The 22,134-nt window shown below is 67.1% G+C and carries 20 protein-coding genes and 1 tRNA gene; 12 read left to right on the top strand and 9 right to left on the bottom strand.

The genetic code is table 11. The features are described 5' to 3' along the window. Window positions 1-6 precede the first annotated feature (6 nt). The 5 genes from ACI3KU_RS13105 to ACI3KU_RS13085 are packed head-to-tail and all read left to right on the top strand — an operon-like array spanning window position 7 to window position 4,890. Entirely contained in the window at window positions 7-1,353 is a 1,347-nt protein-coding gene (locus ACI3KU_RS13105; RefSeq protein ID WP_404922745.1) for an extracellular solute-binding protein, read from the top strand. Further along, window positions 1,350-2,102 carry a tyrosine-protein phosphatase gene (locus tag ACI3KU_RS13100; RefSeq protein WP_404922744.1) on the top strand — a complete coding sequence of 251 codons (753 nt, stop codon included), beginning with the start codon at window positions 1,350-1,352 and terminating at the stop codon, window positions 2,100-2,102. The genes ACI3KU_RS13105 and ACI3KU_RS13100 overlap by 4 nt, the downstream gene beginning before the upstream one ends. 23 nt (window positions 2,103-2,125) lie before the next feature. After that, on the top strand, window positions 2,126-3,031 hold the full coding sequence (locus tag ACI3KU_RS13095) for a phosphodiesterase (protein WP_404922743.1): 906 nt from the start codon (window positions 2,126-2,128) through the stop codon (window positions 3,029-3,031). A 1-nt stretch (window position 3,032) separates the two neighbouring features. Then, window positions 3,033-3,983, top strand: a complete 951-nt coding sequence (locus tag ACI3KU_RS13090) for a carbohydrate ABC transporter permease (protein WP_404922742.1) — start codon at window positions 3,033-3,035, stop codon at window positions 3,981-3,983. Between the two features lie 10 nt (window positions 3,984-3,993). Then, complete coding sequence (locus ACI3KU_RS13085) at window positions 3,994-4,890, top strand: carbohydrate ABC transporter permease (protein WP_404922741.1); 897 nt, start codon at window positions 3,994-3,996, stop codon at window positions 4,888-4,890. 76 nt (window positions 4,891-4,966) lie between these two features. Here the strand turns inward: ACI3KU_RS13085 and ACI3KU_RS13080 are convergent, their stop codons facing one another. Continuing rightward, window positions 4,967-5,968 carry an aldo/keto reductase gene (locus ACI3KU_RS13080; RefSeq protein ID WP_404922740.1) on the bottom strand — a complete coding sequence of 334 codons (1,002 nt, stop codon included), beginning with the start codon at window positions 5,966-5,968 and terminating at the stop codon, window positions 4,967-4,969. 218 nt (window positions 5,969-6,186) lie between these two features. On the opposite strand from ACI3KU_RS13080, the gene ACI3KU_RS13075 reads away from it, so the two are divergent. Next, the gene (locus ACI3KU_RS13075) at window positions 6,187-7,188 is read left to right on the top strand and encodes a serine hydrolase domain-containing protein (protein ID WP_404922739.1); all 1,002 of its coding nucleotides are present in this window, start codon (window positions 6,187-6,189) and stop codon (window positions 7,186-7,188) included. A 58-nt stretch (window positions 7,189-7,246) separates the two neighbouring features. Here ACI3KU_RS13075 and ACI3KU_RS13070 read toward each other — a convergent pair whose 3' ends face one another. Then, window positions 7,247-8,038, bottom strand: a complete 792-nt coding sequence (locus ACI3KU_RS13070) for an SDR family NAD(P)-dependent oxidoreductase (protein WP_404922738.1) — start codon at window positions 8,036-8,038, stop codon at window positions 7,247-7,249. A 114-nt stretch (window positions 8,039-8,152) separates the two neighbouring features. Here ACI3KU_RS13070 and ACI3KU_RS13065 point away from each other — a divergent pair, with 114 nt between their 5' ends. Further along, window positions 8,153-8,647, top strand: a complete 495-nt coding sequence (locus tag ACI3KU_RS13065) for a MarR family winged helix-turn-helix transcriptional regulator (RefSeq protein WP_404922737.1) — start codon at window positions 8,153-8,155, stop codon at window positions 8,645-8,647. 117 nt (window positions 8,648-8,764) lie between these two features. Here ACI3KU_RS13065 and ACI3KU_RS13060 read toward each other — a convergent pair whose 3' ends face one another. From ACI3KU_RS13060 to ACI3KU_RS13045, 4 genes are read right to left on the bottom strand one after another with little or no spacing between them, the layout of a single operon-like run. After that, window positions 8,765-9,949, bottom strand: a complete 1,185-nt coding sequence (locus ACI3KU_RS13060; RefSeq protein ID WP_404922736.1) for an ABC transporter permease — start codon at window positions 9,947-9,949, stop codon at window positions 8,765-8,767. Then, window positions 9,946-10,662: an ABC transporter ATP-binding protein gene (locus tag ACI3KU_RS13055; RefSeq protein ID WP_404922735.1), complete on the bottom strand. Its 717-nt coding sequence runs from the start codon at window positions 10,660-10,662 to the stop codon at window positions 9,946-9,948. Before ACI3KU_RS13055 ends, ACI3KU_RS13060 begins: the two co-directional genes overlap by 4 nt. Next, window positions 10,659-11,789 (bottom strand): peptidoglycan-binding protein, encoded by a 1,131-nt coding sequence (locus ACI3KU_RS13050; protein WP_404922734.1) that lies wholly within the window; start codon window positions 11,787-11,789, stop codon window positions 10,659-10,661. Before ACI3KU_RS13050 ends, ACI3KU_RS13055 begins: the two co-directional genes overlap by 4 nt. After that, the gene (locus ACI3KU_RS13045; RefSeq protein ID WP_404922733.1) at window positions 11,782-12,327 is read right to left on the bottom strand and encodes a hypothetical protein; all 546 of its coding nucleotides are present in this window, start codon (window positions 12,325-12,327) and stop codon (window positions 11,782-11,784) included. The genes ACI3KU_RS13050 and ACI3KU_RS13045 overlap by 8 nt, the downstream gene beginning before the upstream one ends. A 159-nt stretch (window positions 12,328-12,486) precedes the next feature. Between ACI3KU_RS13045 and ACI3KU_RS13040 the strand changes: the two genes are divergently transcribed. Beyond that, complete coding sequence (locus tag ACI3KU_RS13040) at window positions 12,487-13,152, top strand: response regulator transcription factor (RefSeq protein ID WP_404922732.1); 666 nt, start codon at window positions 12,487-12,489, stop codon at window positions 13,150-13,152. Window positions 13,153-13,199: 47 nt separating this feature from the next. Then, entirely contained in the window at window positions 13,200-14,330 is a 1,131-nt protein-coding gene (locus ACI3KU_RS13035; protein WP_404922731.1) for a sensor histidine kinase, read from the top strand. A gap of 256 nt (window positions 14,331-14,586) precedes the next feature. On the opposite strand, the gene ACI3KU_RS13030 is transcribed toward ACI3KU_RS13035, so the two are convergent. Together ACI3KU_RS13030 and ACI3KU_RS13025 are read right to left on the bottom strand one after the other, a co-directional pair. Continuing rightward, on the bottom strand, window positions 14,587-17,037 hold the full coding sequence (locus ACI3KU_RS13030) for a glycoside hydrolase family 2 TIM barrel-domain containing protein (protein WP_404922730.1): 2,451 nt from the start codon (window positions 17,035-17,037) through the stop codon (window positions 14,587-14,589). A 31-nt stretch (window positions 17,038-17,068) separates the two neighbouring features. Further along, window positions 17,069-18,559, bottom strand: coding sequence for an MFS transporter (locus ACI3KU_RS13025; RefSeq protein WP_404922729.1), 1,491 nt, complete (start codon window positions 18,557-18,559; stop codon window positions 17,069-17,071). Between the two features lie 127 nt (window positions 18,560-18,686). On the opposite strand from ACI3KU_RS13025, the gene ACI3KU_RS13020 reads away from it, so the two are divergent. The 3 genes from ACI3KU_RS13020 to ACI3KU_RS13010 all read left to right on the top strand — a co-directional run bounded on the left by ACI3KU_RS13020 (window position 18,687) and on the right by ACI3KU_RS13010 (window position 21,626). Beyond that, entirely contained in the window at window positions 18,687-19,706 is a 1,020-nt protein-coding gene (locus tag ACI3KU_RS13020) for a LacI family DNA-binding transcriptional regulator (protein ID WP_404922728.1), read from the top strand. A gap of 196 nt (window positions 19,707-19,902) precedes the next feature. After that, window positions 19,903-20,334 carry a helix-turn-helix transcriptional regulator gene (locus ACI3KU_RS13015; protein WP_404922727.1) on the top strand — a complete coding sequence of 144 codons (432 nt, stop codon included), beginning with the start codon at window positions 19,903-19,905 and terminating at the stop codon, window positions 20,332-20,334. After that, the gene (locus tag ACI3KU_RS13010; RefSeq protein ID WP_404922726.1) at window positions 20,331-21,626 is read left to right on the top strand and encodes a type II toxin-antitoxin system HipA family toxin; all 1,296 of its coding nucleotides are present in this window, start codon (window positions 20,331-20,333) and stop codon (window positions 21,624-21,626) included. The genes ACI3KU_RS13015 and ACI3KU_RS13010 overlap by 4 nt, the downstream gene beginning before the upstream one ends. 357 nt (window positions 21,627-21,983) lie before the next feature. Here ACI3KU_RS13010 and ACI3KU_RS13005 read toward each other — a convergent pair. Then, a tRNA-Ser gene (locus ACI3KU_RS13005) sits at window positions 21,984-22,074 on the bottom strand. Window positions 22,075-22,134: the final 60 nt, after the last annotated feature.

Genomic DNA, 22,134 nt, shown 5'->3' with positions numbered 1-22,134 from the left:
GAAACGATGAACAACCGTATCCGTCGCGCCGGCTTCGCCGGTGTCGCCGCCCTCGCCCTCACCGCGCTCGCCGGCTGTGCGGGCACCGCCTCCGCGGTCGACTCGTCCGGCAGCATGGCCACACTCACCCCCGACGACAACGTGACCATCACCTTCGAGTCGTACAACCTTGCCCAGGCGGGTGCCTGGAGCGACACCATCACGGGTCTGATCGACGAGTTCATGGCCGAGCACCCGAACATCACGGTCAACGCTCAGCCCTCCAGCTCCACCTCCACCGCGGGAAGCGTGCAGCAGCAGCTGCTTGCCGGCGGTGCCCCGGATGTCGCCCAGCTCACCTTCAACGAGCTGGACTTCGCCGCCACCACCCTCGGAGCCCAGAACCTCACGGCTCTCGTGGGCGAGCAGGGTCTCGCGGACGAGTTCGGCGGCGAGTACCCGTACCACGAGCGCGCCCGTGTGCTCGCGGACTGGGACGGTGCCACCTACGGCATCCCGTACGTGTTCTCGACGCCCGTGCTGTGGATCAACGAGTCGCTCTTCGAGCAGGCAGGACTCGACCCGAAGACGGTCGACCTGTCGACGTGGGATGCGATCGAAGCCGCCGGCCAGACGATCAGCGCCAGCACCGGCGGGCCGTCGGTGAGCATCTCCTGCACCGTGACCGGTGGCAGCTGGTGCATGCAGGGCCTGTTCCGCTCCAACGGAGCGCAGGTGCTCAGCGATGATCGCACCACCATAGATTTCGGCTCCGACGCCGCGGTCGACACCGTGCAGACGTTCCGCGACATGTTCGATGCCGGCGTGCTCGCCAACCAGGACAGCACCTCGATGTACGAGGCGTTCGCGCAGGGCAAGACCGCGATCCACGTCAACACCTCCGCGCTGCAGAGCGCATTCATGGGCGGCGCGAAGGGTGCCGGCTGGACGCTGGATGCGCGCACGCTCCCGTCGTTCGGCGACAAGGACGTGATTCCCACCAACTCCGGATCCTTCCTCGCCATCTTCTCGACCGACGCGAAGAAGCAGGCGGCGGCGTGGGAGCTCATCCAGTGGATGACCAGCGAGCACGCGTACGAGACGATCTCCACCGGCATCGGCTACCTGCCGCTGCGCAACACGATGACCGAAGAGGGTGGCCCGCTGTACGAGTGGGTCGAGGCGAACCCGCTCGTGAAGCCCAACCTGCGCCAGCTGGACGACCTGCAGCCGTGGGTCTCCTACCCGGGCGACAGCTATGCGCAGGTCGACACGGTGCTGGCCACCGCCATCGAGGAGTCCATCTTCTTCGGCAAGGATCCCGCGTCCACGATGCAGGCCGCCGCCGAGCGTGCGCAGGGACTGATCAAGTGACCACGGCACAAGAGACCGGCGTCCGCCGCTACGAGACTCCCGGCGTCTACAACCTCCGCGACACCGGTGGCTACACCGCCGGCGCGGGAAGCTCCCGCTGGGGACGCCTATTCCGATCCGACGCGCTGCACCTACTGAACAACGACGGACGAGCGCTGCTGCGTGACCTCAGGATCGCGCACATCGTCGACCTCCGCGGCTCAACGGAGCTGGATACGGCGCCGAGCAACGTCGACGGACTCGACCTCACCGTGCACCACCTCCCGGTGTTCGATGAGGCGGGGCCGACGGCACAGCTCGACCTCAGCATCGGACTCGCACCGATCTACGACCACATGGTCAACGAGCGGGGTGCGAACCTCGCTGCCGCCATCCGTGTGATCGCTGAAGCCGCCGACGGCGAGGCGGTGCTCGTGCACTGCACCGCGGGCAAGGACCGCACTGGCCTCGTGATCGCCTTCGCTCTGACCGCGGCAGGTGTCGATCGCGATGAGGTGGTGGCCGACTATGCGCAGACGGCCGACAACCTCCGCGGCGAATGGGCGAGCGCGATGCTCGCGCAGCACGGCGCCGGCGACGCGGAGCTGCCGCCCGAGGTGACCGAGCTCATCACGGCGAGCCCCGCCCCCGTCCTCGCCGCCCTCCTCGAACGAATCGATCGCGAACACGGATCGATGCGCGACTACCTGCTTGCGCAGGGACTGACCACCGCCGAGCTGGAGCGTCTCACGGCGTTCCTCATCGGCTGAGAACTCCAGAACAGGACACGAACATGAACGATTTCGACGGGCAGTTCCCCACCCCCGACCACTTCATCCTTCACCTCTCCGACACGCACTTCGTGGGCGATGGCGAGCTGCTGCACGAGCGCATCGACTCGGACAAGAACCTCGCCGAGCTGTTCGAGGGCTTCGCGCGCTCGAACACTCGCCCCGAGGCGATCGTCTTCACCGGCGACCTCGCCGACACCGGTCGCGACGACGCCTATGCGCGACTGCGTGCGCTGGTCGAGCCGGCCGCGGAGGCGCTCGGCGCCCAGGTGATCTGGGTCATGGGCAATCATGATGAGCGGGTGGCCTTCCGTCGCGGGCTGCTGGATCAGGTCGCCGACGACAGCGAGCCGGTCGACCGCGTCTTCGACATCAATGGCCTCCGCATCATCGCCCTGGACTCGACGGTCCCCGGCCACCACCACGGCGAGATCACCGCGGAGCAGCTGACCTGGCTGGCCGACGTCCTCTCCACCCCCGCTCCCCACGGCACGCTCATCGCGCTGCACCACCCGCCGGTGGCGAGCCCGCTCGGACTGCTGGCCCTCGTCGAGCTGAAGGATCAGGATCGCCTCGCCGAGGTGATTCGCGGCACCGACGTCCGCGGAATCCTCGGCGGCCACCTGCACTACTCCACCCACAGCACGTTCGCGGGAGTGCCGGTGTCGGTCGCTTCGGCCACCTGCTACACGCAGGACCTCACGGTCTCCTACCCGGGCGCTCGCGGCCAGGACGGCGCGCAGTCGTACAACCTCGTGCACGTCTACGGCGATCGCGTGCTGCACTCGATCGTCCCGATCGGACAGTTCCCGACCGTGTACGAGATGACGCCCGAGATGCTTGAGGGGTTCATGAAGATGAGCGCCGACGAGCGCCTTGAGGCCGCGAACGCCTCGCTGCAGAGCTGACATGTTCGTCACCGTCACCGCCCCCGAGGCGACGGCGGTCCCGGTGGAGGCGGTGCCGCAGTCGCGGCGCCGCCTCCGTCCTCGGACGCTGCTGCCCTACCTCTATGTGCTGCCCGGAGTGGCGTTCCTGCTGCTGTGGACTTACAGCCCGCTGGTGCAGACCTTCGCGCTGTCCTTCTACGACTGGAACCTACTTCCCACCAGCCCGAAGACCTTCGTCGGCCTCGACAATTACGCCGAGGTGGTGCAGCTGCCCGAGCTGCACACCGCGATCATCAACACGGTCGTGTACATCGGCGCCTTCCTCCTCTTCTCGCTCGTGCTGCCGATCGTGATCGCTCTCGTCTCGCGGCAGGTGCAGGGCCGGGCGCGCACGATCTACCAGGCGCTGATCTTCGTGCCGTTCCTCATCACGCCCGTCGCCACCAGCGCGGTGTGGCGATGGCTGTTCGCCGAACAGGGTGCCTTTGCCACGGTGATGGCCCAGTTCGGAGTGGACATGCCGAACGTGTTCCGCGATCCGGCCACGGCGATCTGGGCGGTCATCGTGATCGTCGGATGGCAGATGCTCGGCTTCGGTGTGCTGGTGGTCGCCGCCGGCTTCGCGGGCATCAGTCCCGAGTACGGCCAGGCCGCATCGCTCGACGGTGCCGGCTTCGCCCGGATCACCCGAACGATCACCATGCCGCTGCTGTCGCCGACGATCGTGTTCCTGGCTCTCATGACGATCCTGCTCGCCGCGCAGTGGACGTATCCGATCATCGATCTGCTCACGCAGGGCGGGCCGTCGAATGCGACGACCAACATCTACTACCTGCTCTACCAGTTTGGTTTCCAGAACTTCGACGCCGGCATCTCCTCGGCCGCCGGAGTGATCTTCTTCCTCGGCTTCGGTCTGATCGCGCTGCTGTTCCTCGAGCTGCAGGACCGACTGAGCTTCTACGACAACTGAAAGGTCCGTCATGACTTTCGTCACCGTCGCACCCCCGGCGTCCGTCTCCGGAACCGCCAATCGCGTGCAGTCCCGGAGTGAGGATCTCGCCGTCGGCACGCGTCGCCGCGGAGGTGTGGCCGTCGGTCACATCGTGCTGGTGGTGCTGGCCGTGTTCAGCATCTTCCCCGTGTACTGGATGTTCGCCACCGCGCTGCGCGCGCCGGAGGACGCGCTCGATCAGACGCTGCTGCCGTGGCCGCTCAGCTTCGAGAACTTCGCCTACGTGTGGAACACGATCCCGATCGCCGGCATGCTGCTGAACACCTTCGGCATGGCGCTGATCCTGTCCGTCGCGCAGCTGCTCATCGCGGTGCTCGCCGCATATGGATTCGCGATGTGGGACTTCGTCGGCAAGAAGGCGCTGATGTTCCTGTTCATCGGCTCCTGGCTGGTCCCGTTTCAGGTCACCATGATCCCGAACTACGTCCTGGTGTCGCAGCTGGGTCTGCTCGGCACCGTGGGCGGCGTGGTGATCCCGCAGCTGGCCGGGGCGTTCGCGGTGCTCTTGATGGTGCAGCACATGCGGGCCTTCCCCCGCGAGCTCATCGAGGCATCGCAGCTGGACGGTCGCTCCAGCTGGTCCACGCTGTGGACCGTGGTGGTGCCCAACATGAAGCCCGCGCTCGCCGCGCTGGGGATCATGGCCTTCATCTCGGCGTGGAACGAGTACCTGTGGCCGGCGCTCATCATGCGGCAGGGAAACGCCCTCATTCAGGTGGGTGTGCGCAGCTTCCTCACCGCGGAGGGCGACAACTGGGGTGCCACGATGGCCGCCGCTGGTCTCGCCTGTGTTCCGGTGCTGCTGATCTACGTGTTCTTGCAGCGCTACGTCGTCGACGCGTTCGTGCGGTCCGGGTTGAAATGACGCGTGCCCTCACGGGTATGAGCTGGGCGAGTCGCATGGCGGCTCGCCCAGCTCTCGTTCTCACACCGGCTTGCCCTCACACCGGCTTTGCCGCGAGCGGGTCGAGGCGTGCGATCTCTTCGTCACTGAACGGCTCGCCCTCCAGCGCGCGCAGAGAATCCTCCAGCTGTCGCACGCTGGATGCGCCGATCAGTGCGCTGGTGATCACGGAGTCGCGCAGCACCCACCGGATCGCCAGCTGTGCGAGCGTCTGCCCGCGAGAGACCGCGATCTCGTTCAGGGCACGGGCTCGATCGAGGTACTGCTCGGTGATGGTGGACTCGTTCATCCACCGACCGGTGGCAACCCGCGAGTCGCTCGGGATGCCCTTCAGGTACCGGTCGGTGAGCAGACCCTGATCCAGCGGGGAGAAGGCGATCGCTCCGGTGCCGAGCTCCGTGAGGGTGTCCAGCAGCCCAGTCTCCTCGACGCGCCGATCGAACATGTTGTAGCGCGGCTGGTGGATGGTGAGCGCAACGCCCTCCGCCCGCAGCGCTGCCGCCGCCGCCTTCGTCTGCTCGGGGGTGTAGTAGTTCGATATGCCGGCGTAGAGCGCTTTGCCCTGGCGTACCGCGGTGGCCAGCGCCCCCATCGTCTCCTCGATCGGCGTCTCCGGGTCGGGGCGGTGGGAGTAGTAGATGTCGACGTAATCGAGGCCGAGGCGCTGCAGCGACTGATCGAGCGAGGCGATCATCGTCTTGCGCGATCCCCACTCCCCGAACGGCCCGTCCCACATCTGGTAGCCGGCCTTCGTCGAGATGACCAGCTCATCGCGATACGGGCGGAAGTCCAGCTGATGGATTTTGCCGTAGTTCAGCTCTGCGCTGCCGGCGGGCGGGCCGTAGTTGTTCGCGAGATCGAAGTGGAAGACGCCCAGATCGAACGCACGGCGCAGCACGGCTCGCTGGGTGTCCAGCGTGCGGTCGTCGCCGAAGTTGTTCCACAACCCGAGGGACACGCGCGGCAGGATCAGGCCGCTGCGTCCGGAACGTGCGGTGTGGATCGTTTCATATCGTGTGGGATCGGCGGTGTATGTCATGGGTGTGCCTTCTGGGGGATTCGTCGCGTCGACGCTGAGCAGCGCGTTGTCAGCAGGTTATCGACTTCGGCGGGCCCGCGGCCACGGTGAGAGATGAAAACCACCTCTCCCCCGCACCCGTGCGGCGTGTGTTTCATCCGCCATGTCCGTCTCTCGATGGATGTGCGATTGCCACAGGTCGCCATACGGTGGTGGGACGAAGTGAGGAGACAACGTCAATGCCACGAGCGGAGCCATTCGGCGACATCGAGACGGAGCTGGCGACACTGGCGGCGTCCGGGAACGCCGACCTCGCGGTGGCGGTACGCGACAGTGACGGACAGTGGACGCGGTACGGCTCGTCCGATGCCGCGCGTGAGAGCCGCTTCGAGATCGGATCGGTGAGCAAGGCGCTCACGGGTTCGCTTTTCGGGGTGCTCATCGCGGGCGGTGATGTGGACCCCGAGGTGCCGGTCGACGATGTCCTCGGCGAACGTCTTCCGTGGCGCGCCGCCGCTCCGACTCTCGTCGATCTCGCCACCCACCGGTCGGGACTGCCGAACACACCACGCGCCCTCTTCCTTCGCGAGATGGCTACTGCCCTGGGTTTCAGCACGAAGGATCCGTGGCGTGGCGTGACGAACGACACATATCGGACCCATCTGCGTACTGCCGCCCGCCGCGCGCGTGGCCGCGACCGGTTCGGGTATTCCAGCATGGGCGTCGGTCTTCTCGGCGATGCCCTGGCAGCGGCTATGAGCCTCTCGTTCGAGGAGCTGGTCCGTACCCGACTGCTGCAGCCGCTCGGCATGACGCGCACGGGCCTGGATCGACCGACCACCGGCCCGGATGTGGTGTCGCGCCCGATGAATGGGAAGGGCGTCGCGCTGCCGTATCTGAAGGACGAGATGCCGGCGGCCGGGATGTACGCGTCGACGATCACGGACCTCCAGCTCCTCGCCGACGCGCTGATCGACACCCCTCCCGCCCCGGTTGCGGACGGGCTCCGTGTGGCGACGACCGCTCATCATCACCTCGATGAGAAGGCGCAGCTGGGTCTCTGCTGGTTCCTCTCCGGGACCGGATCGACGCGGGAGATCGCGCACTCCGGCGGCACGTGGGGGTCGCAGGCCCAGTTCAGCGTGCAGCCCGCCACGGGCAAGGCGGTGGTGGCGCTGACGTCCACGCACCGCCGTATCGACCTCTTCGCCGCCCGATATCTCGCCGCGGACGCCCGCTAGAAGATGGATATCGCATCTCAGACGCGCTCGGGAGGTGCGTTTTCCAGCTCCCCGCACGTCACAGCATCGCGGTGAGCACGCCTCCGTCCGCACGCAGCGCGGCGCCGTTCGTGGCCGAGGCGAGCGGGCTCGCGAGGTAGGTCACGAGGTTCGCGATCTCGGTCGGCTCGATGAAGCGCTCCAGCAGCGTGGTGCTGTTCTGCCCGATGATGGCGGCCTTCATCACGTCGTGCGACAGCGATTGAGCCTCCGCAACGGCAGCGACGGATGCCGCGACTCCGTCGGAGAACGTGGGTCCTCCGAGCACCGTGTTCACGGTGACGGCGGTGCCGCGCGTGAGCTTCGACAGTCCGTTGCTCACCGCGAGCATCGCCGCCTTGGTCATGCCGTAGTGCAGCATGTCCGCCGGGACGTTCACTCCCGACTCACTGCTGATGAAGATGATGCGCCCCCACCCACGCTCGAGCATCCCGCCGAGTACGGCGCGCGACAGGCGCACCCCGCTCATCACGTTGACCTCGAAGTAGCGCGCCCACTCGTCATCGGGGATCGAGGCGAAGTCAGCGAGTCCGAAGAGGCCGACGTTGTTCACCAGGAGGTCCACGTCGCCCAGCTGTTGCGTGAGCGCGTCCACCTGTTCGACATCGGCGAAATCGGCCGCGAGACCCGCGACCTGCGCCTCCGGCTGCTCGCTCCGCAGTCGCGCGACGGCGGCGTGGACACGCGCCGCGTCACGCCCGTTCAGCGTGACCGCGACGCCTTCTGCCGCGAGCACCGCCGCGATCGCGTACCCGATTCCCTGCGTCGAACCGCTGATGAACGCCGTCTTGCCCTGCAGCCGTAGCTCCATGATCACTCCTTCGCGGCGCGTCCTCGGCGCCTCATTCACTTGCTCAGGCAAGTGACTTTACGCCTCTCCGACTTGCCTGAGCAAGTCAGACGACGAGAAGGCTATCCTTGACACATGCCTGAGCAACCGATCCCCGCGCCGCTGAACGGAGAGGAGCTGGAGACCTGGGCGAGCCTCGCCACGCTTCTCGAGCGCCTGCCCACCGCACTGGACACCCAGTTGCAGCGCGACAGCGGCCTCACGCACTTCGAGCACGGGATCCTCTTCGCGCTCGACTCCGAGCCCGACCGGACCCTGCGCCTCAGCGTGCTGGCGACCTATGCGAGCTGCACCCTCTCCCGCCTGTCGCGGGCGATCTCCCGACTCGAATCGAAGGGATGGGTGCGGCGCGAGATCGATCCCGCCGACGGGCGATTCACGCTCGGCGTGCTCACGGCGGCGGGTCACGACAAGGTGGAGGAGTCGACTCCGGCGCACCAAGCCCTCGTGCGTCGGCTCGTGTTCGACACCCTGACGGCGGCGCAGGCGCGTCAGCTGCGCACCGTGAGCACGAAAATCGCGACGGCGATCGACTCGACAGAGATCTGGCGCCCACCCGCGGCGTCCTGAGCCATCAAGGACGCCGGGCTTCGGCGCGGCGAATCACCGCTCCGTATGCCGTGACAGAGGGAGATCGCACCGCGCACGAACATGGGAGGTACGATTTCCCTCTCCCACCAGGCCGGCCTACGAGCTTAGCGCCGCGGTCGGAGGCGTGCGGGATGCGCGGATCGCCGGAAGCACCCCGGCGATCGCACCGACCGCGACCGTGGCGACAAGACCGCCGACCGGGATCAGCAGCGGCACGGCGAGCGGCCAGCCGTTCACCAGCGCGACCACGGCGGTCACCCCGACCCCGAGCAGCACTCCCGCCAGCCCACCGAGAAAGGCGAGCAGGATCGCCTCGGCGAGGAACTGCGCGCGGATGTGGGGTCGGGTGGCACCGAGGGATCGTCTTAGTCCGATCTCCCGACGCCGCTCCAGCACCGTGATCACCATCGTGTTGGCGACACCGATGCCACCGACCAGCAGCGCGATCGACCCGACCCCCACCAGCAGCCCGGTGAACACCTGATCCACGGTGTTCTTCGCGGCGAGCGCGTCGGAGGGGCGCGACACCTTCACGTCACCCGGGGACGAGGGCTTCACGGTCTGCGGAAGTCGGTCACGGATGCGCATCACGTCGGCGTCGGCGGATCTCTCGTAGATGGTGGTGGGGATGCCGTCGAACCCGAACACCGCAGCCGCACGCTCCGGCGACACCATCGCGGCCGTATTCAGCTCCGGAGCCAGCAGCACCGGATCGAGGATGCCCACGACGGTGAACAGTCGGTCCCCCGTCCACACCTGCATCCCGATCCGAGTGATCCCGAGCTTCTCTGCGGTCGCACTGCCGAGCACCACCGTGTCCAGCCCGCTCGTGACGCTCGTGAACCAGGAGCCCTGCGCCAGCGTCGCACCAACCGTCTCCGGGAGCCGCTGGTCGGCGACGCGGACTACGAGGCCGCCAGTTGCTCCCTCCGGGACGGACGGATTGCGGTAGACGTGGATCTTCACGTCGCTGGTCCACGAGGCCTCCTCCACCCCGTCAACATGTCGGACCCGCGGGACGGCGTCCGGGCTGAGCTTTGTCTCGTTGCCGAGGAAGTCCTTGCCCGCGGTGATGGTGAGCATGTTGGTGCCGATCTCGGCGAGGCGCTGCTGCACCAGCGCCTGGCTGGAGGTCGAGATGCCGATGACGGCGATCATCGCGGCGATGCCGATCGCGATGCCCAGCCCCGAGAGAACCGCCCGCATCGGATGCGCGCGAACGCCGTGGAAGGCGAGGCCGGCGAGGTCGGCGGAACGCAACCGCGATCGGGGCGCGCTCATGCCACCGCCCCCGCCGTCAGCCGGTCCGCGAGCGCCGGATCAGCGGAGTCCGACACGATCAGACCGTCGCGGATCGCGACCCGCCGGGGCAGGCGCTCCGCGAGCTCACGATCGTGCGTGATCAGCACGATCGTCGTCCCGGCGTCGTTGAGTTCTCGCAATAGCTGCACGACGGTCTCCCCCGACACCGAGTCGAGGCTTCCCGTGGGCTCGTCGGCAAGCAGGAGGGCGGGGCGACGGACGATCGCGCGAGCGATCGCGACCCGCTGGCGCTCACCGCCGGAGAGCTGGCGAGGCTTGTGATCGAGCCGGTGGCCGAGACCGACCGAGGTGAGCGCCTCTCGCGCGCGCTGACGTCGCAGCGCGCGATTTATCCCGGTGTAGAGCAGCCCGGAGCCGACATTGTCGACGGTGGTCTGTCCGTCACTCAGGTGAAACTGCTGGAAGACGAACCCGATCATGTGCGCCCGCACTGCGCTCAGTCGGGCATCGGACAGATCGTGCACCCGCTCCCCTGCGATGAGCACTTCGCCGGCGCTCGGCCGGTCGAGCGTGCCGATGAGGTTCAGCAGCGTGGACTTCCCCGACCCCGACGGGCCGACGATGGCGACGAACTCGCCCTCATCGACCCGCAGGTCGATGCCGCGCAGGGCCTGCGTCGGAGGGGATCCGTAGGAGCGGGTGACGTCGTGGAGCTCGAGGACGGAGGTCACTGAGCCACCACCACGTCGTCGCCCTCGGCCACATCGCCGCCGGAGATCTCGACCAGCCCGTCGCCGAACGCACCGGTGGTGATCGTGACCAGGCGAGTCTTCGTGCCCTCCACGACCTCGACCTGCGTCGTCCCATCGGGTCCGGCGAGGAGCGCGAGCACCGGGACCCGGAGCACACCGCTCGCGTGAGTGCGCGTGAAGGTGGCGGATACGGCGACATCCACGAGGGCTCCCCCGACCGCGGGGTCGTCAGGGGCGAGCACCAGCGGCACTTTCATGACCTTCTCACCGTTGCCGCCGTCCTTCTGAACCGCGGCACCGACGCTCAGCACGGTCGCCTCGACGACCGTGCCGTCGGGAAGTGAGACCTGGACCCGGCTGTCCTTCGCGGTCACCGACACGAGGTCGGCGTCGATATCGATCGTGATCTGCTTGCCGGTGTCCGTGACGGTCATCACCGTCGCACCGCTGGGCGAGCCCGCGGCGGCATCCACAGCGGCGACCCGCACCGCCGCGGGCTCGAACACGAAACTGCCGAGCGGCAGCTCGCCCGTGCGTTCCAGCCCTCGCGCCTTCTGCCAGTTCCGAATGGCCTCGGAGGTCCACCAGCTGAACTCCTCATCGGGCTCCCTGTCGAAGAAGCCGAGCTCGCGCAGGTTCTCCTCCAGCTGACGCACATCGCGCCCGTTGCTCATCCCGCTCGTGAATCCGCGCCACGCCGGGAGCGGCCCGAACAGCAGCACCACCGGCTGGTCATCGATCCGAAACAGCTCCTCGCCGCGGCCGATCACCGCCCCGATCGCCGGCACGGATGTCACCGTGCCCGACAGCGATGATCCGAGCGTGCGTCCGTTCCCGTAGCTGAGCTTCCCCGCGGCGCGCACCCGCTCCGTGAGATCGCCGCGGCTCACCACGTCGGTCGCCGTCTGCACGCGCGGTGTGGTCTCCTCGGCGGACGGCCGTGCGAGGGCGGGGACGACGATCGCCGCACCGCCGCCGAGCGCTGCCAGCACCGCCGCCGCAACCACGCCGATCACGAGACGGCGTCGAGGGCGAACGGTGCGCGCAGGTCCGATGTCCCGGTCTGCTTCGCTCCCGTCGACGGCGCTGCCTGCCTGATCAGCCATTGTCCTGATCCGTTCCGAACCCGGCCTTCACCGCGCACGCTTCGAGTGTCTTCTCGTCGTACTTGCCTGCTTCGATCGCCGCTGTGCCGGCCGCACCCGCGTCGGACGGCGGTGCCGGATCGTCCCACTCGTACCCGGCGTCGCGCATGCACTTCGCGAACGTGAGCTGCATCGTGTAGAGCTCATCGGCGCTGGGAACGTTCGGATCGACGGGCGGCTGACCGATCTTCTTCGTGCACGTCGTGGCTGTGGCCTGGTACGTCTCCCCGTCGATGCCGAGCGAATCGAGGTCCAGCGTCTCGCTCGACGAGCGCTTCGGCACGTCGATTCCCTCATCGCGCATGCAGGAGTCGAACTTCTCCGTCCACGCGGTCATCTCCTGCTCGAAGGTGGCGTTGCTCACGCCTCCGCCGCCGCTGCCGCTCGCGCCGTCCCCCGATCCGCTGCTCGATGCGCAGGCGGTGAGCAGCGCCCCCGACATCAGGGCGATGCCCGCTACCGCGACGGCAAGCCGTCCTCGCGATCGTGTGAGTGTCATGGTGTTCCTTCCGTCTGTGCGCCAGGAGGGCGCTCAGCAAGGACATCGCGAAGGCGGTCACACTGGCGTAAGCCGGGTGCTTTACGTTTCCCTTACCGGTGAGGGCGTGGAATGGGTTCGCGTCGAACCGACGCGAACGAAACCGAAAGGCGAAGACCGGTGCGAGTACTCATCGTCGAGGACGAACCCCTGCTGGCGGAGGCGATCCGTGCGGGCCTCGAACTGCAGTCGATCGCGGCCGATGTCGTCGGCGACGGCGAGGCCGCGCTCATCGCCGTCGATCTCACGGCCTACGATGTGGTCGTCCTGGATCGGGACATTCCCGTCATCCACGGCGACGAGGTCTGCCGCACCATCGCCCAACGCTCGCCTCGCCCCGCGGTGATCATGCTGACGGCCGCCCACTCGTTGCAGTCTCGCGTGGACGGCCTGGCGCTCGGGGCGGATGACTACCTGACCAAGCCGTTCGAGTTCCCCGAGCTCGTCGCACGTCTGTATGCGCTCGCCCGCCGCCCGTTCGCCGCGCAGCCGGTGGTACTCGAGGTCCGCGACATCCGGCTGGATCCCACCCGGCACGAGGTCACCCGCCGCGGTCATTTCGTGCATCTCACCCGTAAGGAGTTCGCCGTGCTCGAGGTGCTCATGCGCGATCCCGATGCCGTGGTGAGCGCCGAGCAGCTGCTTGCCCGCGCCTGGGACGAGAACGCCAATCCGTTCACCCACACCGTCAAGGTCACCATCTCGGCGCTGCGCCGCAAGCTCGGCGAGCCATGGCCGATCCAGACCCTCACCGGCACGGGCTACACGATGCGGATCGCGCCGTGATGGCCGCGTCGGCGGGGAGGCCGCGTCCTCGTCGCCTGACGTTTCGCATGCGTCTGGCGCTCACCTACGCCGGCCTTCTCACCGCTTCCGGCGCTGTGCTGCTGACGCTGACCGCGGTCATCATCATCTGGTTCCCGACTTACAGCTTCACTCCGGCCGCGACCGTCGCGGCGCTCGCCGAAGACACTGCGAGCACACCGCTGCCGCTGGAGACCGGGCTCGCGAACGAGCTCTCCGTGCCCGCCCTGGAGGTGGCCAGCAGAGAGGACCTGATGCAGCTGTTCCTGGCCGTCGGCGGTGTTCTGCTGCTCGCCGTGGCAGTGCTCGGCGGCTACATCGGCTGGCGGATCGCCGGGCGGATGCTGGCCCCACTGCACGAGGTGAGCGTTGCCGCGAAGCAGGCCGCCACCGGGCGCCTGGATCACCGGATCGGCCTCGGCACTCCGCGCGACGAACTCACGGAGCTCGCCGCCACCTTCGATGACATGCTCGGCAGTCTGGAGACCGCGTTCCACAGCCACCAGCGATTCGCCGCCAACGCCTCCCACGAGCTGCGCACCCCGCTGGCGACCACGCGCGCCATACTCGATGTGGCGCTCGCGACGGGCACGGTGCCGAAACGTGAAGTGCTCGTCGGGCTGCGGGAGATGAACGAGCGCAGCGTCGAAACCGTCACCGCGCTGCTCGAACTGGCCGACATCGAATCCGCGCCCGGGACGACCGATGCGCGCTGCGACCTGGCGTCCCTCGTGAAGGCGAGCGCTGGCGACGTCGGCGAGCGTGCGCGTGAGCGCGGTATCAGTCTCACCGCCGATCTGGAAGCGGCCACGATCACCGGAGATCCCCGGCTGCTCCGCCTCCTCGCCGACAACGTGATCGTGAACGCGGTGCGCCACAACATCGAGGGAGGCTTCGCCAGGGTGTGCGTAGCCACCGAGCAGGATCGGGTGATTCTGGAGGTCGAGAACAGCGGAACGGCGATCACTCCCGAGCAATCCCATCAGCTGACCGAGCCGTTCATCCGGCTCAGTGGGCGCAGCGGGGCGGATCGCGGCCATGGGCTCGGCCTCGCGATCGTCGCGGCCATCGCTCGGCGGCATCGCGCCGAGCTTGACCTCGAGCCCCGACCGTCTGGGGGGCTCCGAGTCCGGGTGATCTTCCCCGCCTCTGGTAGCTGACCGACGACGTGCTCAATGGTGGCGACAGTGCAACCTTTGCGATCGTCGCGACCCCTTTCGGGAACGACGAAACCCAGTGGTTCGTCGACAACCTCATGCCTGACCGCGCTGATGTCCGTTCCCGCTGGGTGAGGGAGGCGAGGCCTACGGCACCGATGTCACCGGTGCACCCGAGTTCTCCCCCCGGGTAGCCGGGGCCGCGCGCCTGCGCTCGCTGCCCCGGCCCGTCACCGCAACCGCCACGGGCGACTCGGTCTCACGATCTGGCTGCTGCCCCGTGACGATCCACTTCCTCAAGTACGACGGTCGCCGGAGCGATCTCGTCGCGTGCGGAGACCGTCACCGTCACCGCCCCGGAACCGATGCGTCGGACAACGGCCAGGGCCCTGCCATCGAACGTCCGATTCTCCGGTCCGTCGTAGGTGTGCGTCGGGGCCGGATTCCCACTGCCCACCGCGGCGAGCACAGCGTCGCCGTCAACTCGAACGTCGATGAGCTGGTCCGCGTCGGTATTGACTCGTCCGTCCGCGTCGACGACGGCGATCTCGATGAAGATCAGCTCTCCGGACCTGCCATTCTCCGCTCTCGCCTCGAGGCGAGATGCCTCGCCGACACTGGTGAGGGAGAACGTCTCGGCGCGGGCACCCCCTCGAATCGCTGTGGCAGTCAGCTCGCCCGGGCGGTACGTGACGGTGAACTCGGCCGTGAAGCGATTGTCCGCACCTGCGGCGGCTGCGGCGATCACTTCTCCGTCGAGAGCGAGTTCCACCTCCTCTGCATCGCTGTAGACCTCGACCGCGAGCGGTGCTCCCTCGTGTCCGGCCCACGTCCAGCTTCCGATGCTGTCGCTCCACGTCCACGGTCCCGCGTAGAAGGTCTTGTCCTCATTGCCCGGGCGGTTTACGGCGATGTAAGGGCTCGTGCGGAGCCCGAAGACGATCTCCCGATAGAACGAGGCGGGACGGCGGGAGCCGATCAGGTCCAGGTCGCCGCACCAGGCGGCGATCCACGGATACGGTCCGCTGAGGCTCGGCGTCTCCCCTTCGGCGAGGTGGTGAGCGCGGCCGATCCCCACCTCCCCGAGATAGTCGAAGCCGGTCCAGGTGAAGTCGCCGATCACATGCGCGTTCTCGGTGACGAGGGCCCAGTTGTGGTCGATGCGCGTGGGGAACGTCTCGGTGCCGACGATCACGCGATTGGGGAACAGCTCCTTGTCCATCGCATAGCGTCCGTCGAGGTAGTTCATGCCGGCGATGTCGAGCACGCCGAAAGACTCTGCCGTCTTGTCCGTGACCAGCGGCGAGGTGCCGATCTGGTTCATGAACTCCCCCGGCCCGGCCATGAGCGTGTTGATCCCGGCGGTGTCGCCGCCATCGTCGTCTCCGCGTTGCGCGGCGATCTTTCTCATGTCGTCCATGACCGCGAGCATCCCGTTCACCGCATTCGTGACGTACCGTGTCGGGTCGAGTGCGCGCACCTTTTCGGCAAGTGCGCGACCAGTGAGTCCGCCTGCCGGCGAACCAGTCTCGGGGATCTCATTGCCAATGGAGTACATGATCACGGACGGGTGATTGAAGTCCTTCGCCACCATCGACTCGACATCACGCTCCCACCACTCGGTGAAATGAAGTGAATAGTCGTGGGGCATCTTGTTCGAGGTCCACATGTCGAAGGTCTCGTCCATGACGTACACGCCCAGCCGGTCGCACGCCTCGAGCATGGCGACGCTCATCGGGTTGTGCGAGGAGCGGATCGCATTGAAGCCGGCCTCCTTGAGCAGCCGCACCCGGCGTTCCTCGGCGTCAGCGCAGGTCGCTGCCCCGAGGATCCCGTTGTCATGGTGGACACAGGCCCCGCGGAGCTTCACGACCTCGCCGTTCACGCGCAGCCCGTGCACGGGATCGACCCGCAGCGTGCGGATGCCGAAGGCCGTCGATGCGCTGTCGATGTTCGCTCCGTCGACGCTCAGCTGCACAGCGGCGGAGTAGAGAACCGGGCTCTCGGCGCTCCAGAGCTTCGGCGTGCGGACATAGAGCCGCTGCCTGCTGCGCGAGTGTCCGTTGGCCTCCACGGTCACCGGTACGGTGCCGTAGGCGACGGTCGTTGCGTCGGCGTCAGCGAGCGTGACGGACACGTCGACCGTCTCGCGGCGGTTGCTCGTGCTCGCGACGACCACGTCGACCTCCACCACGGCGCCCTCCGATTCGATGTCCGTCGCACTGACCCGCACTCCGTCGACCGGGACGTGGACGGCCGCTCCGACGTGGAGCCAGACGTCGCGGTAGATGCCCGCCCCGGTGTACCACCGGGAGTCACCGCCGTGCCGCGATTCGACCTCGATCACGTTCTCCTCGCCCGGACGGAGGAACTGGTCGGCGTCGATGGTGAAGCCCGAGTAGCCGTACGGACGCTGACCGGCGAAGGCCCCGTTGATGTGCACGGTCGCGTCGCGGTAGACGCCCTCGAACTCGATCACGATCCGCCGGCCGGCGAGGTCGGCCGGCGGGGTGAACATCCGGCGGTACTGAAAAGCGCCAGCGGGGAAGTACGCGACGGCACCTTCTCCGTCAGGATCGCGCTCCTCGTGGATCAGGGCATCATGCGGGAGGACGACGTCCGTGTACGGCGTGCTGAGTCCGCCGAGCTCGGCAAACGGGTTCTGCTTCTGTCGGAACTGCCAACCATCATTGAATGTCGTGCGCTTCATCGGGTCTCCTTCGGTCGTGCGGTGGGGCTGTTCAGTCGTTCGAGGCGGATTCCGTCGCAACCCGCCGGGCGGCGAGGTCGCGCTGGATCTGGGAGAGGTTCTTGTCGATGTTCAGGAACCAGATGATGACGCCCATGAGCACAGCGACGATGAGCGGAAGCCAGAGGTAGAGGAAGATCTCCATGCTCACCGCGCTCCCCGGCTGCGTCGTGGCCTGACCGTCGTAGCTGCCGGCCGCCAGCAGCCAGCCGACGAGCGCGACACCGAGCCCCGCGCCGAAGTTCTGCCCGGCGGTCGCGGCGGCGTAGGTCATGCCGTCGAGTCGGTAGCCGCTCTTCCATTCGCCGTAGTCGACAACGTCGGCGACGAGAGCGAACAGCCCGGCCGCGGCGGGGATGCCTCCGACGGAACGGACGAGGCCACCGGCGATCACGAGGGCGATGTTGCTCGGATCGATGAGCGAGATGAGGATGCCGATGACGGTGACGATGACGCCGACCAGGATGAGCTTGCGCTTGCCGAAGCGCGCGATGAACGCAGGCATGAACCAGAGCCCGATGATCAGCGGGAGAAGCTGGACGAGACCGAGGAAACTGTAGACGTTCGGGTCGCCGAGGACGTCTTTGGCGAAGTAGATGCCCACACCCGCCGTGCCCGTGAGCAGGTAGTTGAGCAGGAAGAAGCCGAACGCGAGGAAGAAGTAGGGGTTGCGGAAGAGGATGCGCAGGGACGCGCCCAGAGGGAGCTTGTTCCCGTCGTCCTGCTTCATCGTCGCCTTGACGCGCTCCTTGGTGCCGAAGAACACGATGAGGAACGTGGCCGCGGCGATGATGCCGTAGATGACCGAGATCATGGTCCAGCCCGCCTGACCCCCGCCGTTCGCTGTCACGACCGGGATCGTGACGAAGTTCACGACCAGCGTGGTGACCAGAGCGAAGAACGTGCGGATGACTGTGAGGGAAACGCGCATCTTCGAGTTGCTCGTGATCACCGAGAGCAGCGTGTGGTAGGCCAGGTTCGAACCGACGAAGCCGACGCCGAGGCAGAGGAAGTACATGGCGAAGGCATAGAGCTCCTTCGCCCCGGCCCCGAGCCCGGCGGGCACATTGAAGAGCAGGATGAAGGAGATGACCACGACCGGAGCGGAGAACAGGATCCAGGGTCGCGCCTTGCCCCAACGAGTGGAGGTGCGGTCGATGAACGTGCCGAGGATGAGGTCCATCGTGCCGTCGAGCACGCGACCGAAAAGCAGGAGGGTTCCGGCGATCGCTGCGCCGATCCCGACCGTGTCGGTGAAGTAGAAGAGCAAGAACGCGGAGATCGGCGCGAAGATCAGGTTCCCGCCGATGTCTCCGACGCCGTACGCGAGCCGCTCGCGGACCTTCAGCTTCTCACCGCTCGGGTCGCCGATCGTCTCGCCGACCGCGACGGCGGCCAGGGACGCTGTCACCGACTCCTCGGCGCTCACGGCCACTGCGGCGCGCTGCTGCGCCGCCGAGGTCCGGGTCGAATCCTTGGCCATGGCTGACTCCTTCGTCATGAACTGGGACCGGTCACATCGACCGGCAGTGTCACGTGTCAGTGACACGCGACACCACGGTAGATCCCCGCGGTGTCACGTGTCAATAGCGATGTGACAGACTGGGGCCATGACGGTGGACCTGCAGCCTTCTCGACGAGCCACGAGCAAAGACGTGGCGGCGAGTGCGGGGGTGTCTCGCTCGACGGTGAGTCAGATCCTCAACGGCGACGAGCGGTTCCCCGCCGAGACACGCGCACGCGTGCGGGCCGCCGCAGAAGCTCTGAACTACCGCCCCTCACGGGCAGGGCGCGCACTCGTCACCGGCCTCAGCGACATCGTCGTGCTCGTCGTTCCCCACGCGACCTTCGGACCTCACCTGCAGGACTCTGTCGATCGGATCACGGGTGCCAGTGCGACCGCCGGCATGAGCGTCGTCGTGCGATTCGCAAGGATGCAGGACGAGACGGCTCTCACCTCCGTGCTCGATCTGCGACCGGCCGCCGTCGTCGACTTCGGTGTCTTCACCGCGCAGCAGCGCGACCGGATCGAGGCATCCGGGACGTTCGTCGTTCCTCGGCGCGCGAATGTCAGCGAGGGCTCCGACCCCGATCCGATCGACATCGAGATCGGGCGGATCCAGGTGCGCGAAGTGCTGCGGAACGGCCCTCGGCGATTGGTCTACGCGGCACTCGAGGACAAGCGCTTGGACCCGTTCGGCCCGCCGCGTCTCGAGGGCATCCGACGCGAGGCACACGAGCGCGGCCTCGACGCGCCGCTCACCCCGCGCATCCCGCTCGACGTCCAGGGCGCCATGAGGACATTGGAAGGGGTGCGAGACCAGGCGGGCCCCGCTCCCCTCGGTATCTGCGCCTACAACGACGACGTGGCGATCGCGGTCATCGCCGCCAGTCGCGAGCTCGGGCTGCGGGTGCCCGAGGACGTCGCCGTGATCGGCGTCGACAGGACGGCTGTCGGCCAGCTCGTCAGTCCCAGGCTCACCACTGTGGCCATCGATCAGCCCCTCCTCATGGATGCGCTCGTGCAGGACCTGGCTGGCCTGTCCACGCGACGTGCGGATACGGAGTCTCAGCGCTACGAGGTCGACCTCCATCGTGTGCTGGAACTGGTCCGGGGGGAGACGACGTAGGCGCTCGGCGATCGAGTGATACTGCATCGGGTGAGGTGTCGAGGTCTTCCAGGCCTGCCGGATCGCCCCGACCGGACGTGGTGCATTTTTCGCACATCGGCAGATTGTTCTCTTTACTCCACATCAAGCCGGTGGTAGATTTTTCGAGCAATGGTTCGCGGTGTTGTTTTTCGAACATGAATGGGAGATGGTCGACATGAAGTTGCTGACACCATCGGACCTCGCCCGTCTGGTCAAGAACGCCCGCGTCCAGCGGAGCCTCACCCAGCAGGACGTCGCCGACGCCGTCGGCATCACGCGTCAGTCCCTTGCTCGCCTCGAACGCGGCAACGGTGGCACCTCCTTCGACACGGTGCTGCTCATCCTCGACCACCTCGGCATCCACTTGGACGCCACCACCGACCGAGACACCCCCGCTCCCGCCGCAGTCGCCACGAGTGGTGCCGCCCAGGCCGCAGCCGAAGCGCTCAACAAGCAGATCCTCTTTCCAGCCTCCCGCGGACTCACCGAGCGTCTCAGCGTCCCCGGTTCCGTCCTCATCAATCCGCCGCGAGCGGCGAAAGCCCGGGTCGACGCTGCGGAAGCGCGAGCGGATGCTGACCCGGACGCCGTGGGGGGTATCGAATGATCCGCGCCCTTGACGTGTACCTGTACGACGCGCACGTTGCCACGATCACCCGACGAGGCGAGAACCTACAACTGCGCTACCTGCCCGAGTACGTCGAGTCGGACACCCCCGTCCCCATCTCCGTGACACTCCCCGTCGTGACGACTCCCTTCGGGAACGACGAAACGAAGCGGTTCCTCGACAACCTCATGCCCGACCGCGCCGACGTCCGTTCCCGCTGGGCGCGGAAGGCGAAGCTGACCAGCGACAGCACCTTCACCCTGCTCACCGTCTACGGCGCCGACGTCGCCGGTGCGCTCGAGTTCTACCCCGCAGACACCTCCCCCAGGCAAGAAGCCACGTTGACGCCGCTCACCGACGAGGAGATCGGCGACCGGATCCGGCAGATCCGTCGAGACGACTCCGACTGGCTGCAGCACCGCGCCGTCGAAGAGGGGTTTTCGCTCGGCGGTGCTCAGGGGAAGTTCGCGCTCACCCTTCGCGACGGTCAGTGGTTCGAGCCGTCTGGAAGGCAGCCGTCGACACACATCTTCAAGCCGGGCATCCAACCGCTGCCCGGCTCCGACGTCACCGAGCACATCACCCTGCAGGTCGCGCGTCTGCTCGGGATCGACGCGGCTGTCTCCGTGATAGCCGAGTTCGACGGCGAGCACGTCCTCATCGTGGAGCGCTTCGACCGCTTCGACAATAACGGTGCAATCGGCCGACTCCATCAGGAAGACCTCGCGCAAGCTACCGGGACCTCGCCCGTTCTGAAGTATGAATCCGACGGCGGCCCCGGCTACCGCGATATTTTCACCGTCTTCGACCGCAACCTCAGCGTCGCCGACGCGAAGAGCGCCAAGGGACGGTTCGCGAAGCTGCACGTCTTCTCCTGGATCATCGGCCACAACGACGGCCATTCCAAGAACTACTCCCTCACGCATGTGCCTGGTCGTAGCGTGCTCGCGCCCTTCTACGACCTCAATAGCGCGCTCCCCTTCAAACAGCGAGCGCAAGTCCTCGCCCACGACCCGACCCTCTTCGACGACGTAGAGCTCGCCTTCACCGTCGACGGTGCGAACACCCTCGGCACCTTCAACGCCGACAGCATCCGACGCCTCGAAGCCGACGCAGGGCTTTCCGGAGGACACCTGCGGGAGTTCGCCCTCCAGATCGCCACCGGCCTCCAGCCCGCCGTCGCCGTCGTCACCGAATCAATCCCCGATCGCCTGAACGAGCTCCCCGCCGTCACGCTCTACCCGCACGCCACGTACACGCAGTCGCGTAGAGTCATCGACGCCCTCACCTGACCGGGCCAGCGCCCCAGGAGGGCAACATCGCCCCGGGTTGACGGTGGGAGTGAACCCACCTTTCCTCTGTCGACTCCGGAGACGACGGAACGCTGACGGAGCGGATCGACGTCCACGAACGCATGACGAAGGCCCCCAGTGTTTCCGCCGAGTCGGGGCCTTCGTGGTGGCGGTGACGGTGTGCGCGAGCAGCAATTTCGCCCGTGACGGACGTCGGAGTTTTCACACATTCCTCACACACGTCCGCTCATCGACCGCATCTCGTCCGCGGCGCAACTGCAGGAAGAAAATGGGCTTATAGGCCAAATACACCACACCCCGGATACGGAAAAACCCCCGATTTCTCGGGGGTTTCCATGGCGGTGACGGTGGGATTTGAACCCACGGTAGGGGGTTACCCTACACAACTTTTCGAGAGTTGCACCTTCGGCCGCTCGGACACGTCACCGAGATCAAGCTTACGGCACACAGACCCATGCTCCAAACCACCACAAACCCGCCGGGCGGG

Origin of the sequence: Microbacterium sp. ZW T5_56 (assembly GCF_044987425.1) — a bacterium.
Lineage (GTDB): Bacteria > Actinomycetota > Actinomycetes > Actinomycetales > Microbacteriaceae > Microbacterium.
Note: the sequence above shows the minus strand (reverse complement) of the source record. Positions and strands in the feature narration are given on the sequence as shown.